This window comes from Paenibacillus radicis (ex Xue et al. 2023), from assembly GCF_024722015.1.
Taxonomy (GTDB): Bacteria; Bacillota; Bacilli; order Paenibacillales; family NBRC-103111; genus Paenibacillus_S.
Map to the genome: position 1 here is coordinate 88,276 of NZ_JANQBD010000008.1, position 15,610 is coordinate 103,885.

The following is a 15,610-nucleotide window of genomic DNA, read 5'->3' on the forward strand; positions in this document are numbered from 1 at the left end:
ACAAAAAACACAGGTGCATGCAGCCCTGTGGTCACTAGGATCAGAAGCTTCACCCTCCACTCTCCATTTACGCTTACGAAGTTAGCTGTCGGATTCGGGCGTTGAGAGTCGCCCTACCAGGATTAATAATCCTTGGATTCACCCCAAGTGAGCAGACAACAGTTTTTACAACTGGCATCCCTACACCTGTTTGGTTCCCCCGCTTTTCATTTACTGAAAACTCAGCGATATTAGAATTGGAAACTATATTTAGTTATAGATACAAGAATGAATAATACTCCTTTTGTCAGTGACTGTAAAATTTAAATATGGATTGAAAAAGGTGGATTATCTTATATTTACCACATGTAAGCGATTACTTGGTGTTCAAGGTTCTATAAGCTCACTTTATCGCGTTCTTTCTTCAACTATCATAAATCTTTTAATAAAAAGGTTAACTATTTACTCAAGTTCTACAATTGTCGAAGTACTGAAGGAAGAAGTAGCTTCCTAAGTACGTCCATTGCTCTCTCGTTATCCGTTAGTTAAGTGAGCTACACTTTTACTTTTGATACGATCAACTGGAGTCTAATTTCCCCAAAATCCACTTGTTTATAGTACTCGAACAAGACAACCCGTCATAGCTGCCCTTCACCTGCACAGTACCATCCTTTTGGGCAGCAACCTGTAAGAGTAATCTACCATCATTATGGTCGACAATAATCAGTTCGAGTTGTTAATTAAATTCCTCCTCTGGAGCTGAGGGGACGGGTAACGCGGCCTGGCTTGAATCAAATGTGTCACTAAGTTAGGCATATGCCCGTGGACGTATGCCCATCATTTTCATATACATACATAAAACATGTGTGAGCAGAAGAGGGAGATCTATGAGCAAGAATCTGTTTGATATCCAGACCGCCATTTTATTGTCCGCACTTTGCAGCCAAAGCTATCAACAGTTTGAAAGCGCCGATGGAACATTTGTTCTGCCGCGTCGTTACCAGTTGGTTACGGAATTTAAAGCCGCGTCATTTACAGGCAGAAAAGAACCGTTCGGCTTTATCGCCGAGGCAGCGGACCGGATCGTCCTTGTGTTTCGCGGAACGAATACCAAATCGGACTGGATATCCGATGCAATCGCCAGACAGAGCGCGTTTCCCTATGTGAAGAACAGCGGCTCCGTGCACCAGGGGTTTCTCGGGATTTACGAATCGGCTCGGCAACCCGTTTTGTCAGCCTTACAGTCTCTTTCCCACCATAAGCCGCTTTATATTACAGGGCATAGCCTTGGCGGTGCGCTTGCCCATCTATGCGCCGTTGATACCGCAGTGAATAGCGGCTTCAGCGATCCTATCGTTTATACGTATGCTTCACCACGTGTGGGGAACGCTGAATTTTCCGGCACCTTCAACCAAATATTCGACCGGCATCGAATTCACAACCCGTTCGATCTCGTCCCGCAGCTGCCGCCCATTCTCTATAAATCTCCGAAAACAGGCCAAACCTACACCTATTTACACGCCAAAAAAAGCCGTGAGCTGCCTTTCCAAAAGGGCTCTGTCGCCGCCAATCACGAAATTGCCAACTACTTCACCGAGCTTGCACTGCAGGATCCCACTTATGCGCAGCTGCTGTGCACGGGCAATCCCGGGTTGTGTCCATAACTCCAAACCAATGTTCTTGTCACCCGACAAATATATGGTTACACATTATTGCGAGAACAGGGAGCTCGCTTGGTCGTTCCTGAAGCTGTTAGCCCTTCCCGGAGGTGGCCCTCCTAACTCCCTGAACTTTCGTGTTCCGTTAGTTAAATAAATTTGTTGTCTGTTTTTATTGAGTGTCTTCGTCGCTTTTGTATTCCAAAATATCGCCTGGCTGACAATCCAAAGTCTTACATATCGCTTCTAATGTTGAAAAACGAACCGCTTTTGCTTTCCCATTTTTCAGAATGGAAAGATTCGCCATAGTAATTCCAACCCTCTCCGCAAGCTCCGTTACGCTCATTTTTCGTTTTGCTAACATCACATCAATATTGATGATAATCGCCATATTATTCACCTCAGATCGTTAAATCATTTTCTGATTTTATATTTATAGCATCTTGTAAAAGTCTTTGGAGAACAGCAGCAAAAACTGCAATCACAATAGAAGCGAAAATAATGATCAATCCGGTGACTGTGATAATTGGAGGGTCAACTCTCCTCGCCATGAGATAGCAGAGTGGCATACCTAGCAGGTACAAGGTACTGATTGTGATGGCACAGTATTTTATATTCTTTAAAGCCTTTACGGATAATTCCGAGAACGCTTGGTTCTTATCAATATAGCTTAAAAGTTTAAAAGCTTGATACAGAGCAAAGTAAAAAGGTATCGCTGCCGCGTACATATCGATTAAAACGAGAGATTTCATATAAACGATATCTGGATACAATTCTCCAGCAAAATTCCCGATCTTAGGCACTAAAAATATACACAAAGCAAGAATTGGGATTCCAATAAAAATAACAGCCATCTTCAAAAAGAGTGTTGTTCCCCGTTTCATTAAGAGCACCTCGCTAATTTAATATAAAATGAATTTAACAGAAAATTTATTGTTTTACAATAAATTAATATCGTTATTTATTACTTTGTTATTGTTAATGGAATATCCTTTTTATTTTAAGCAAAAAAATAAAAGCATTTCTCATTACAAAGAAATGCTCTTACTTTAAAAAGTTATTACATCTTGTTCAACAAAACTACCAGTTAGCGCAATGCGGCTGTCTCCGTTAGCGTAATAGTTCTTTTTAGTTTGAGATTGAGTTATAAATGCTTTTCCAATTACTTTAAACTTAACTTATTTAATATCTCTATAAATTGACTTTTAGTTTCAGGCTTCTTATCATTTTTTGTGAAGTTTAACATATAAATAGCCTTTCCTTTTATAGGTAATGATGCATAATAAGTATCATGTGTTCCTGCAATACCTGAGGCAGCAGTACCATTATCGGAATCTAATGTAATTAATCCAGATTTACCCAAAGGTAAATCAATATATTCATTATTAGTTACGCTACTATGATTAGGCATTTGTGTAAGAAAATTAAAGTTATCCATGTAGTTAATTGCACTAACTGTTCCTCTATTCTCGCCATTTTCATCTAAAAATTTATATACAGCATTTTCACTTTTATCAAGCTTCCAATCTTTAGGTAACACAATATTCAATAATGCTAAACTATCTTGATTGTTTACAATCTCGTTAGTAGACTCTCCATTCACTTTAGTTATTAATCCCTTAGGTAATTGCGAATTAGGATTAGAACACGCAGAAATCATGAAAACTAATGCGATAAAAACAATAACAATAAATCTATTCACATATCACAACCTCTCCCATTTCTTTATGGCTATTTATTATGATTAGACGTTGAGCATCAAGGAAGGTTGCTGAAATGCCAATAAAAAAGCACCCACGATGGAGTGCTTCTGCTTATTATATTTTCTCACTGTACCAGCTGCCGGTCTTTTCCGCAGCAGCTTCACCTTAGGGGTTACTTTACCATCTTGATTTTATAAAAAATGGCATCCGTTGAGACTGAAAACATCTGCTCGACATAGTTTATGTGCTATCTATTAACCGAGATTCACAAAAAGGAGCATCCATAGGGAAGTAACTCCGATTTCCTCCTTAGCCCTTAATAGAGCCAAGCATGACGCCTTTAGCAAAATGCTTCTGAAGAAACGGATATACGGCCAAAATCGGGGCCATGGCGAGCATGATGGAAGCCATTCGTATCGTTTCCTGAGGCACTATACGATCATCTCCGCCGGCTCCCGCTTGACCGACTCCCGTTGAGTCCGAATCGATTACCAATGTTTTGACCAAAACCTGCAGCGTCCATTTCTTAGAATCGGATATATAAATAAGCGCGTTGAAATACGTATTCCAATAAGACACAGCGAAAAACAGCGTGAACGCCGCAATGGCCGGCATAGACAAAGGAATAATGATTCTCAGGAACACCCCCATGTCCGAGCACCCGTCCATACGCGCGGAATCCTCCAACTCCGAGGGCAGTGATTCGAGAAAGCTTTTAATCACTATTAAGCTCCAGGCACTTGTTAAGCTTGGCCAAATCAGCGACCAATAAGAGTTGAGCAAGCCAAGCGATTTTACCAGAATATAGCTTGGTAAAATACCTGCTTGGAATACCAAAGTAAATACAACCGCGCTCAGCATCACCGAACGTCCCGGCATCGTTTTCTTAGTCAATGCATAAGCGAATGTGAAAGAAGTAACTACACTGAGGGCCGTTCCGATAAAGGTTACGAACACCGTGCTTTTCAAGGCATTCAGGAAGCTGTTGGTCGATAAAATGTATTTATACGCCGCAAGCGACCATTGCTCCGGAAACAAATAAAATTTTAGCGGGATATACACTTTAGGATCTGTAAAGGAGACGCTGAACACGTAAATGAACGGAAACACACATACGAGCGAGATCAGTACCAATAGCGAATAATTGACGTAATCGAATACTGTCATTCTTTTAGTGCTTACCAAACTCATGTCTTGCTCCCCTCTCCTAATAGATGCCCTCGTGTCCCATTTTCTTAACAATGTAATTGGAAGCCATCACTAGTACCAAGCCTACGATGCCCTTGAACATACCGACAGTAACTCCGACACTGATCTGTCCCTTCAGAATACCGATCGAGTAAGCGTATGTGTCAAACACTTCCGCTACCGACATAACCAGAGGGTTCGTCATCAGCAGCACCTGCTCAAAGCCAACGTCAGCCATATGCCCAAGTCTTAGAATGAGTAGAATAATGATCGTGGGACGGATCGCCGGCAATGTAATATGCCAAATTTGTCTCCAACGGCTGGCTCCATCGACGACGGCCGCTTCATAACGCTGAGGATCAACGCCAGCCATTGCCGCAAGGAATATAATGGTGCCCCATCCTGCTTCCTTCCACATATTTTGAGAGGTCAGCAGCGCCCAGAAGTAATTGGGGTTGGATAGGAAGGTAATGCGTTCGCGGCCAGCTTCGGCAATCAGCTTGTTAACGATTCCGACATCAGAGGAGAGGATAAAGAACGTCATGCTAGCCACTACCACCCATGAAAGAAAGTGGGGCAAATACACAATCGATTGATTCACTCTTTTGAACACGTCATGCCGGACCTCATTCAGCATTAGAGCTAGGAAAATCGGCAGCGGAAACATAAAGATGAGCCCAAAGATATTAATGGCAAATGTATTTCTAAGCATGAGATAAAATTTACTGTCAGCAAACAGATCAATAAAATTTTTGATTCCGATCCATTCACTGCCGCTAATTCCAGCATAGGGATTGTATTTCATAAATGCGATAACGAGTCCCGACATCGGAATAAATTTAAACACAATAAAATAAAGGATCCCGGGCAATGCGAGCACATACATGTACTTATGCTGCAGCACACGGATCCACAGCTTGGACTCCCTGCGTGTTTTGCCCGCAGCTTTAGTTAGAACAGAGGATTGCATTGTGTCTAGCACCTGCCTTCTCATTGTGAACTGTTATTTCCAAGTAGCGTTCTCCGTAATCTCCGTATAAAGCACCTTGGCTGCCGAGCCTTCTCGACAGCCTAAGGGTTTGTGCGTTTACGAATTTATGATTAAACGGGTAGGCCTTGCTCTCTCATCCATACCTTAAGTGGGACATCTGCGTCGGTTGGTGTATAATAGCCGTTGCAGTTCAAGCCATCTCCCAGCATCTGGCGGCGGATAGGGTCTGACTTCTCCAAGAGACCATCCATAGTCATATCATCTTTTCTCCGAATCCATCGATACCCGTAGCCGTAGAACAGCACTTTTCGCGTAATATCGGACCAATTGGTGCTGGCCGCATGCCATAGACGACGGTCAAAGAACACGGCTGTTCCAGGCTTCACGCATACAGGAATAGCTCCCTCCGGCTGGCCATGGCCATTGTCGGGAATTTGTATTTTATCCTGCACATGGCTGTTGGGCACGATCCAGAAGTTGCCTCGTCCAGGTTCGGAGAGATCCGACAAGAAATAAGCTACCTTCAATGACAGCCTCGGACGCGGATGGGACTCCATCTCCAGATTAACCCTGCCGCTGTCCTGGTGCCAGCCGAAGGTCTTATCGCTTTTCTCCTGTCCTGAGGGTGGAGTAATGATCATGTGCGTATGGTACATATAAATATTCCAGCCGAGAATATCCCATACTTTTGGCAGAATTTTTCCATAATCTACGAGATCCATGAATAATGGATGATCCTTCACGAAATCAGTATAGAATAAGGCTTTCTGGGGATCATGGCCCTCCTGCAGCTTGTTCTCGTAAAGCCGGTCGACTTCGGCCGTTAGTGCAGTGACCTGCTCAGGGGACAGCGCATTCTCTACTATAATGTACCCTGTCTCATTAAAAGCGCGTCGTTCCTCTTCAGTCAATCTGTTCTGCAAACTTGATGTTTCCATATAGTAAACCCTCCCGATTGATTATTTATAGAAGCTGTACGCCTTCGCAAATTCCTTATAAGCCTGCTTAAACTCCGGAAGATTATTAAGCTTGCTCACATACGTTTTATATTCATCCATTGATATTTGTCCGACAATCGCTTTAGTCATCATGGACTGCCATTCATTGGAATACTTAGGCCATGTGTCTACCCACTCATTCGATATCAGCCAAGTGAAAATATTGTATACGCCAATCTTTTCATACTCGGCAACTTCCTTTCTTTTCTGCTCAACATACTCCTTAGGCGCACCCGGATTATCGACCTTTCCCCACTTCACGTAGGCGAATACACCGGCCCCGAGGCTTGTCGTATTGACTTCTTTTACTGACAATTCTGTAGGCACCTTCTGACCGTTGACCATTTTGTAGTGAATTCCTTCCACACCGCTATAACCGAAATCCGTGATCTCTTGGGACGCCGTTGCTTCAAAATATTTCAGCATTTGCTTCAATTTTGCTTCAGGTACCTTCTTCGAGATAAAAATGCCACCGTTAACGCCTGTTGACAAATCGACTGCATAGCCGCCCGGCCCTTTTAAAGGAGGCAATGCGATAATTTTCGCTTCGGGCTGCACCTTTTTAGCCTGTAATTCGAAATCATAATGATAGCGGGTGCTCCGCATGTAGGTTGCCGCTTTTCCAGTTCCGATAGCTTCTTCCATCTGTGTTCTTTTCATCGTCATATATTCCTTGGGCATACTTCCGTCTGCATACAGACCTCTGAAATACTCAACCAAATTTGTATATTCATTGGTCAACTCATGCCAGATAAGTCCTCCCTCGCTATCGTAATGCGGAGAGTATGCACCGAAGCCGGCTTCAAAGGGGCTTACGCCTTCATTGGTTCCTACAATTCCCATGGTGTCTTTCTTGCCGTTGCCGTCCGGATCTCCGTTGGAAATGGCCCTTAATGCATCTCGGTATTCATCTAACGTTGTCGGGACTGGAATATTCAGCTTATCTAGCCAGTCCTTCCGAATATTGATCGAATTATCGATAAGCGAGCGGGATCGCGGTAAGGCATATGTTTTTCCGTCTACAGCAAGAAACTTCTGCCAGTTGGGAGGTGTGTTGTTTTTCAAATTCGGATACTGGCTCATATCTCCTAGGAAGGGAGTCAAATCCCAAAATGCTCCATTACGAATGGCGTTAATCATGGTGACCGTTAAGCCTTGGTTTGGGTAAGCGATAACTTCAGGGATATCTCCGGAGGAAAGAACCAGATCCAGCTTGGTAATGACGTCACCCGAAGGAACCCAATTGGCATCGAGCTTCACATTTAACCGCTTTTGCCATTCCGTCCAGAACGCATTGTTCATGTCAGGCATCTCGTTGTATAATCCGCCGAATATCTGCATTTGCAACGGTTTGCTGTCATTCGCAGGGGCCGTGCCCGGCTTATCCTTCGATCCGACACCGTTATCCGTTGCCACCGTGCCGCCTGAAGAGCATCCGCTGGCTGCCAAAGCCAGCACACAGCTTAACGTGATCGCCCAATTCGTTCTTTTCCGCCAATTCCTCTTTGAATTCAATACAATCTCCTCCTTAACTTAATGAGCTTCGTGTTAAATGAATAACATACACACTGCAAACATCTTAAATCTCAAGGAAATAAATGCGCTTTCATGATTCTGTGCTGCTATTCGATAATAATTAGTTCATGATCCGCTACTGAATCCACTCGAACCGTTATCCATGAATCATCAAGAGTAGGAATAGCTTCACGGCCAGCTACTTTTAACTGCACACTGCTCGGCTGTAGGCCCTCTAGTTTCAGTGAAACTGTAATTGGCCCCACCGGTAAGTATTCCTCCAAATAACCAGGATGTTGATTAGCACCGCTAAGATTCACAATATGGAGAATTAATCTGTTCTCTTGTCGATACAGTTTGCAATCCAAATAACCAGGGCCTTCCACCTTCAATGGGAGCTTATCCGCCGCAGCCCACTTTACCGCGTTTGCCAACAGTTCGCCCAGGTCCGGCAAATGGGTGCGGCCGTAACAACGGTCGACATCTCCGGCAAAGTAAAACAGGCGTCCTCCCGACGAATGCTGACCGGCAAGCATAACGGGAATATCCGTCTGCGGTGTTCTCACCCAGCTAAATTCCGGAGGATAAATGGGATAGGACGGGATGTACGTCGCAAGCTCTGTCAAGCTTTCGTCCACTATCTGAACCCTATGGACCTGCCCGCCGAATGGGAGGATTTCGGTATTCTCGAAGCCGGCTAACACCTCATGCCGATTATCCGGAAGATTGAAATAATTATGTGCATTAAAAAATGCCCAATCCGACGATTGCTTACCAACGGCGCCTTCAACTTTAAACAAATGTTCCATTCCGGTTATGGATTGGAGAGGAAACCGGGCTCGCGTTTCGCCCCACTCGTTCAAGGTTGCGGAAGCGCCGGTAAATACAAGATTACCTCCGGACTCTACAAACCTCTGCACAGCCAGACATTGAGAATCCGTCATCGCAGCCAGATCCGGTAGGATCAGCACTTCAAGATTTGCAGCCTCTCTTGCAATATGATCTGCATGTACGGGAATAAAGGGAATTCTTGCACGTGTCAATGCTCTAACAAAGCCATGCCAAGGAAGTTCCACTTTCTCGTACGTATCATCATTCCCATAAAACTCGATATTCTCCTGACTCCAAATTAAGCCAACATTGGCAACGGGCCGTCGATTATATAAATAGCGTTCATTCTCCTCATGCCACTGCATGACCGGAGGCGCGTTGTCAAACTGGCGTCTATCCTTCTGAACCGCACCGACGTGATGGTACCAAGGAGATATTCCCCCTGCAATACCTTCCACCATCCACAGTCTGGTTTCGTTGGCCGGGTTGCTCCCCTGACGAAAGCTTCGCTCGCCTCGAATATAGTTAGACATGCTTTCAGGTATGATGCTGTCCCAGCCGGCAACCCCATGCAGCAAATGGCCGTTGAGGCTGTTCTGCTCGAAACCGTTCAAGGTGTCCCGCGATTGATGGTCACACATCATAATGACCGATCTTTCCCCAACTTCTTTAAGATCGCAGAAGGATGCATGTGTTTTTACCGGATTGGCATTGACCATTCCCAGCCACAAGCAATCGGCCCCGCCATGTTCTTGCGTAACCTGATTAAACAAATCCCAGTTCTCTGTACGGCAGCTGTAGCTCCATTTAATCCACTTGCGGTAAGCCGGATCATTCCAATTAGAGGCTGTGGGGAGCTCAAGCCCAACCTCAGCCTTAAACTTAGCCCTGCAATTCAGGCAATGACAAATACTTTTTCGTGAGACTCCAGTCCAGCTGTTATCCGTAAAACCATCCGGTCTGTAATTGACAATAATCTCCTTCAGTACTTCCGGTATGTACTTTTTATAATAGTCGCTGTTTATACAGGAAAAATAACGTCCCTCCACGATCAAAGGCTCACCCTCGCTGTTGACGACAAACCAGTCAGGATGGGCATTGTAAAACTCCTTGGTTGCCCGGTTAATATCCATTCTGGCGAGAACAGAGAGCCCCTCCTGACGGGCAGCAGCTGCCCAATCTCCGAACAAGTCTTGCTCGCCCAAGCCCTCCGCCCGATATTGCAGCTTTAGGGAGCTCGGGTAATAGGCGACAATTCCGCCTGCATTAATGATTACACCTTGAACTCTTGTCTTGCGCCAATATTCCTTCCACCACGATAAGTCACCGTAAACAGGATCCATTTCCGTGAGGTTGGTTTGGCCCCAGCGATAGGTTTTTCGGTACCAGGGTAGGGCTGCATCGTTAGACATGATCGCAAATCTCCTCTATTTCATATATTCGTAAGCTTTCGCCAGCTCTTGATAGGCTTTCTTAAATTCCGGCATGCTGTTCAGCTTGCTTACGTAAGCTCTGTACTCGTCCATGGAAATCTTGCCAATAATAGCCTTGGTCATATTCGATTTCCATTCATCGGCATATTTAGGCCAGACCTCCGTCCAACCGTTTGAATAAAGACCTGTGAACGGATTTACAAAGCCAAAGCTTTCATAATCAGCGACCTCACGATGTTTGGAATCATTGTATTCCTTGGGAGCGGCCGGATTATCTACCTTGCCCCACTTGGTATAAGCCAGGACGGTCACTCCAAGACTTGTTGTATTGATCTCTCTCCTGGCAAGCTCTGTTGGAACTCTTTGGCCATTCACCACTTTATAATGGACGTTCTCAACACCGTTGTAGGCATAATCCGTAATTTCCTGTGAGGCGCTCGCCTCCAAGTACTTCAAGATCCTCTTCACCTTCGCTTCCGGGACTTTCTTTGAAATATAGAAGCCGCCGTTAACCCCGCTCGACAGCTCAACGGCGTAGCCATTGGGTCCCTTGAGCGGTGGAAGAGCAATAAATTTAGCCTCTGGCTGTACTTTCTTGGCGGCTGTCTCAAAGTCGTAGTGATAACGTGTGCCGCGAACGTAAGACGCCGCCCTTCCAGCTGAAACAGCCTCCTGCGCCTGACTGATTTTCATGGTAGGAAATTCTTTGGCAAGAATACCATCGCTGTACAATTGACGGAACCAGCCGACCATTTCCGTATAGGAGTCCGTCAATTGATGCCAGATCATCCCCCCTTCACGGTCGTAGGTTGCTGTGAATGCGCCAAAAGCAGCTTCAAACACCCCGTCGCCATCATTTATGATGACGCCATGTCCGATTAGGCCAATCGTACCGACTCTCGAAGGATTATGGTCGACTATTTTTTTTAGCGCATCACGGTATTCGTCCAAAGTAGTTGGAACAGGGATATTTAATTGATCAAGCCAGTCTTTACGGATGTTAAGCGACAGGTCGATTCTTGATCGGGACCGCGGAAGCGCATAGATTTTCCCGTCCATGGATAGACCCTTCAAAGCATTTGGAGGCGTATTGTTTTTAATGTTAGGAAATTGGCTCAGATCGCCTAGAAACGGCGTTAGATCCCAGAATGCTTTGTTTTGTATGGCGCTCTGCATTGAAGGGGACAGCTGCTGGCTTGGATAAGCAATGATATCCGGCAAATTTCCGGAAGCGAGAATCAAGTCTATCTTGGTATTGAAATCCCCTGAAGGTATCCATTCCGGATCCAGCTTAATGTGGAGGCGCTTTTGCAGCTCCGTCCAGAATGCATTGTTCATGTCCGGCAATTCGCTGTACAATCCTCCTATGATTCTGACATGTAGGGGACCGTTGTCGGCTTCCCCATTAGCCGTTGTCCTCGGCGGCGGCAGCTCCGGTGAACATCCACCGATCAAGAGCACCAAAGCGGATACGATAACCCAGATTCTTATTCGATAGGAGTTAATTAGCATGTTAACCCTCCGCTTAATGGATTGTCGGCGCCTATCCCTAATGATAAGCAACCAAGCAGATAAAAAAAGAGACAATCATTGACTTATCAAAAATTGTCCTCGCAAAGCTGGATATTAGGGGGTAATGACCCATTCAGGAAAATATTGTCTGTCATTTAACGAACTCTCTTTGCTTGGTTCTGTATTGTCCAGGTGTCATATGAGTATGCTTTTGAAACATCCGCGTTAGATTCCTTTCCGAATATCCGATCTTGGATGCGATTTCTCCAATGCTCATGCCCGTTTCATCCATCAATCGGCTGGCTTCCTTAATTTTACATTCCTGCACATATTCCAGAAACTGGACTCCTTTCTCTTTCTTAAACAAACGGCTTAAATAGGAAGGGCTCATGTCTACTATCTCTGCAATATGTGTAAGCAAAATATCATCGTAGATGTGGTTATGGATATATTGAACGACAAGCTGGATGGCACTTGCTACATTGGATTTACGGTTTCGGATTTGTTGGAACAGCGGAAACAGCTCATACACATACCAATCATACACCTCGCCCGGGGTTTGCCGTTCTTTCAATTGACCGATTAAATCATGCTCGATCAATTCCACGTATGCGACGGTATCTTGCTGTTCTAAGGATTCCATAAGTGAGTGCAATAAAGTAAAATAACCATGGGTTATTACGATATACGACTCGGAAGCACGTAAGGCCCGCACATATTCGGACAGATTAGATTTTGCCGTACTTAAATCGCCATTTAACAATGCCGTTACGACAGACTGCTTAAGATGAGATGGATAATAATAATTTCCGTGCTTTTTTACCGGTTGTGCCTCTTCTGCGTTTATAACGGAAACACTTTCAAGATAAGTGCGGTTTTGCAAAGCCAGCAGAGCCTCCCGGTAGGATGACGAAATATCGGTAAAGCTAGAATGTACCCTGCCAATTCCTACAAAAGCAGACAGCTTCAAATAATGTTGAATAGACTCCACAATTAATTGGCCAAATTCCATCACCTTATCAAGAAGCTCAGAAGCCGATAGCTCCTCATCCGAGAAAATAACGGCCACAGCTCGATTCTGGCTGTCCTGAATAACTTCCCCTTGAAACCGATCGACCTTTACCAGAAGCTCATTCATCACATTCTTCATCATGAAAGCAATAATGGCCCGATCGTTAGAGCTAAACCTTCGATCCTTATGCAGATCACCAATGGTCACCACCAACACGAGATAGCTTCGATGGGACATAATTTCATGGATTTGATGATGGGAACGGATCAGCTTGTCATTCACATAGCTCTCTTCAACCAACTGTTGGAAAAACCTTTCTTTAAGAACCGGCTTCAGCTCGTCCACATCATGAATTAATTGGTCGGACTGCTGCTTTAGATAAGACATGCATTGTTCAATAAATGAGATTTCATTCGTATGGATAGACTTCGCATTGGAAGAATTTAACGATTTGCCCAAATGCATGAGGCGACGAATCGGCTTATACACATTAAATGAGGTTAACAACGTCAGTAAAATGCTTAATACGAAGAAGAAGGTGACCGTAATTATGACAAAGGAACGTATCCAGCTAATGCTGCTGACAATTTCCTTCTGGGGAATCATAGAAATATAAGTTCGATCAAAGGAGGTTTTTAAATAGGTGTATAGCACTTCATCCTGGAAAAAGGACCCCGAGCTGTCTTCGATTCCCCTGATGGTTTGCATGAAGTGTGCGGCGCTCATATTATCAAATACGCCATATTCCCCTGTCCTGAGAAGCACCTCTTGCTGCGGGCCTAATATGAGTACAGATTCCACCGTTGGGCTATCGATATATTTGGCTATTTCACGAGTATCGGCATGAATCAAAAGCGCACCCAAGTTTTTATTATTGCCGTTAACCACGGGCAGCTGCCTCACAAAGGTCAGGTACCCCTTCTTCCCCGAATAAGGCAAATATCCCCACTTAGAGGATGCTTCCCAGCTCATAGCTGTCCTCAAATCTTGATTATCCTTATAGAAACGCTCGGGGATATATCCGTAGTTATTAGAGATAGCTCCCTCTGCTTTGCTGTTATAATAAACAATGTCCACAATGAAGTCATTGGAGTTTTTCTTTTTGTCCAGCATTTCATTAATTTCTCCGTGGCCTAGCACATTGTTTGTGAAATCTTGATCATACATAGAGTTGGTTACGATAGGACTGGATGCTATTGAATAGGAATCGAGCTCAAGGTTCTGAAATATACGTTCTACCCGATCCTTGGAAATCAACAAGGAAGCTTTAGCATCGTTAACAATGTTCTCCATAGCAGATTTCATCGCAAAATGATAGTAAACGCTTCCAATTAATATGATAGGAACGCAGGCCGAAATACATCCAAAAATAATAATCCGGCTTAAATATTTCTTTTGCCTTAGCGCATCGAACCGACTCATACTCATAATACCTCCATAAGAAAAACATGTCTTACTAATACTTTCCACGTCGTTAATTGCATCACCTTTTCCAGTTTAGAAAAATTTTGTAAAGTAAGCTCATTGCTGCTTGTCCTATTAAATTTCCCGGGCTACACCTTATGGCGCCTAAATAAAATGAAAACAGCCGCCCCCCGTATCAAGCGGAAAACGGCTGTTAATATTTACTTTATTGCTCACTCATTAATTCCCCTTATGGGTTTAGCGTAATGTAAAATAGTATTTAGGATCGTTATAGCCCATGATAATCGTCAGTATGTTCCAATGAGTACCTAGAGCGATTAGCTTTCCCATATATTTTATTTATTGATTACTTCATTTTTCGGCTAATCCCCGAGTCAGTGATCTTATCTTCTATAATGATGTGTTGCATAAAAATCAGTAGCAATATTATATTTGACACCAGAAAAAAATTCCTTTTTATGTAATTTCAACTACGCAAAACTACCCGATAGCGTAATAAAGCTGCCGGTCATTTCCCGGCAGCTTCATCTTGTTGTTATTCAGATCTCGTGTCCATTTATTCTCAATTACATATAAAACTACTCCCCTAACACCTTTAACCCTTGTTTGGCGACGCCCACACCAATTGAACGCTATTAAACTTGTATTGTCTTTCATGAGATTGTAAATGACTGTAAATCAAACTTAACACCTTATCATAATAAGATTCTTCATGCGGAACGAATCGATCTTTCCCCACATTTTCATCAAAACACACCCTATTTCCGAGCTCATCAATTACGAAACCTTCAATATTAATTTCGTCTATGTCATTTTTCCAAAGTGAATGAAATTCATTAAAGTTAGCCTTTATAATTCCTGATACTTCTTCTTTTTGCAAAGTAAAATCATCAAATGAATTTTTTGATTCAAAAAGATAAACATGAGCTAGCTCTTTATCAATGAGTTCTTTTCTTTTAACACAATAATTTATAACCCCTAATGATATAAGTTCGGTTATGGATACGTTAATGCCGATTTCTTCTCGAACTTCCCGGACACCATCTTCTATCGTTTCATGAGCTAAAATATGCCCTGCTGCTGTAATATCAAAAAGGGATGGATAGTCCTTTTTTGTATCACTACGAATCTGCAAATAAATATAATCTTGACCTGCCTCTTTATATATGAACCAACAATGGAATGTTTCATGCCAGTAGCCGATTTTATGAACTTCACTTCTAGTAGCTACACCTATCGGTTTCTTATCATCATCAAAATTTCGCGATGAACTTGTTCTGACTGTATATCAAAGCAAGTAAATTTTTTATCACCATTATATTCCATATTATTACTTCATTATCCTGCCAGTTACTTCAACGAAAA

At 43.5% G+C, this 15,610-nt stretch carries 12 protein-coding genes and 1 riboswitch; of the genes, 1 reads left to right on the forward strand and 11 read right to left on the reverse strand.

Annotated elements, in window-relative coordinates:
* Positions 1-54: 54 nt before the first annotated feature.
* Positions 55-237, reverse strand: a riboswitch (cyclic di-AMP (ydaO/yuaA leader).
* Positions 238-866: 629 nt separating this feature from the next.
* Complete coding sequence (locus NV381_RS12510; protein ID WP_258213626.1) at positions 867-1,643, forward strand: lipase family protein; 777 nt, start codon at positions 867-869, stop codon at positions 1,641-1,643.
* Positions 1,644-1,809: 166 nt separating this feature from the next.
* Here the strand turns inward: NV381_RS12510 and NV381_RS12515 are convergent, their stop codons facing one another.
* The 11 genes from NV381_RS12515 to NV381_RS12565 all read right to left on the reverse strand — a co-directional run bounded on the left by NV381_RS12515 (position 1,810) and on the right by NV381_RS12565 (position 15,482).
* Positions 1,810-2,028, reverse strand: coding sequence for a helix-turn-helix domain-containing protein (locus NV381_RS12515; RefSeq protein ID WP_258213627.1), 219 nt, complete (start codon positions 2,026-2,028; stop codon positions 1,810-1,812).
* Between the two features lie 10 nt (positions 2,029-2,038).
* On the reverse strand, positions 2,039-2,521 hold the full coding sequence (locus NV381_RS12520; RefSeq protein WP_258213628.1) for a DUF2975 domain-containing protein: 483 nt from the start codon (positions 2,519-2,521) through the stop codon (positions 2,039-2,041).
* Positions 2,522-2,799: 278 nt separating this feature from the next.
* Positions 2,800-3,339 carry a hypothetical protein gene (locus NV381_RS12525; protein WP_258213629.1) on the reverse strand — a complete coding sequence of 180 codons (540 nt, stop codon included), beginning with the start codon at positions 3,337-3,339 and terminating at the stop codon, positions 2,800-2,802.
* A gap of 310 nt (positions 3,340-3,649) precedes the next feature.
* Entirely contained in the window at positions 3,650-4,531 is an 882-nt protein-coding gene (locus tag NV381_RS12530) for a carbohydrate ABC transporter permease (protein ID WP_258213630.1), read from the reverse strand.
* A 16-nt stretch (positions 4,532-4,547) separates the two neighbouring features.
* The gene (locus NV381_RS12535; protein WP_258213631.1) at positions 4,548-5,498 is read right to left on the reverse strand and encodes an ABC transporter permease; all 951 of its coding nucleotides are present in this window, start codon (positions 5,496-5,498) and stop codon (positions 4,548-4,550) included.
* Between the two features lie 131 nt (positions 5,499-5,629).
* Complete coding sequence (locus NV381_RS12540) at positions 5,630-6,457, reverse strand: phytanoyl-CoA dioxygenase family protein (RefSeq protein ID WP_258213632.1); 828 nt, start codon at positions 6,455-6,457, stop codon at positions 5,630-5,632.
* A gap of 21 nt (positions 6,458-6,478) precedes the next feature.
* A complete protein-coding gene (locus tag NV381_RS12545) occupies positions 6,479-8,032 on the reverse strand; it encodes an extracellular solute-binding protein (RefSeq protein ID WP_258213633.1) in 1,554 nt (517 codons plus the stop codon).
* A 107-nt stretch (positions 8,033-8,139) separates the two neighbouring features.
* The gene (locus NV381_RS12550) at positions 8,140-10,275 is read right to left on the reverse strand and encodes an alpha-amylase family protein (RefSeq protein ID WP_258213634.1); all 2,136 of its coding nucleotides are present in this window, start codon (positions 10,273-10,275) and stop codon (positions 8,140-8,142) included.
* A 15-nt stretch (positions 10,276-10,290) separates the two neighbouring features.
* On the reverse strand, positions 10,291-11,808 hold the full coding sequence (locus NV381_RS12555) for an extracellular solute-binding protein (RefSeq protein ID WP_258213635.1): 1,518 nt from the start codon (positions 11,806-11,808) through the stop codon (positions 10,291-10,293).
* Positions 11,809-11,959: 151 nt separating this feature from the next.
* On the reverse strand, positions 11,960-14,242 hold the full coding sequence (locus NV381_RS12560) for a helix-turn-helix domain-containing protein (protein WP_258213636.1): 2,283 nt from the start codon (positions 14,240-14,242) through the stop codon (positions 11,960-11,962).
* 598 nt (positions 14,243-14,840) lie between these two features.
* The gene (locus NV381_RS12565) at positions 14,841-15,482 is read right to left on the reverse strand and encodes an NUDIX hydrolase (protein WP_258213815.1); all 642 of its coding nucleotides are present in this window, start codon (positions 15,480-15,482) and stop codon (positions 14,841-14,843) included.
* Positions 15,483-15,610 lie beyond the last annotated feature (128 nt).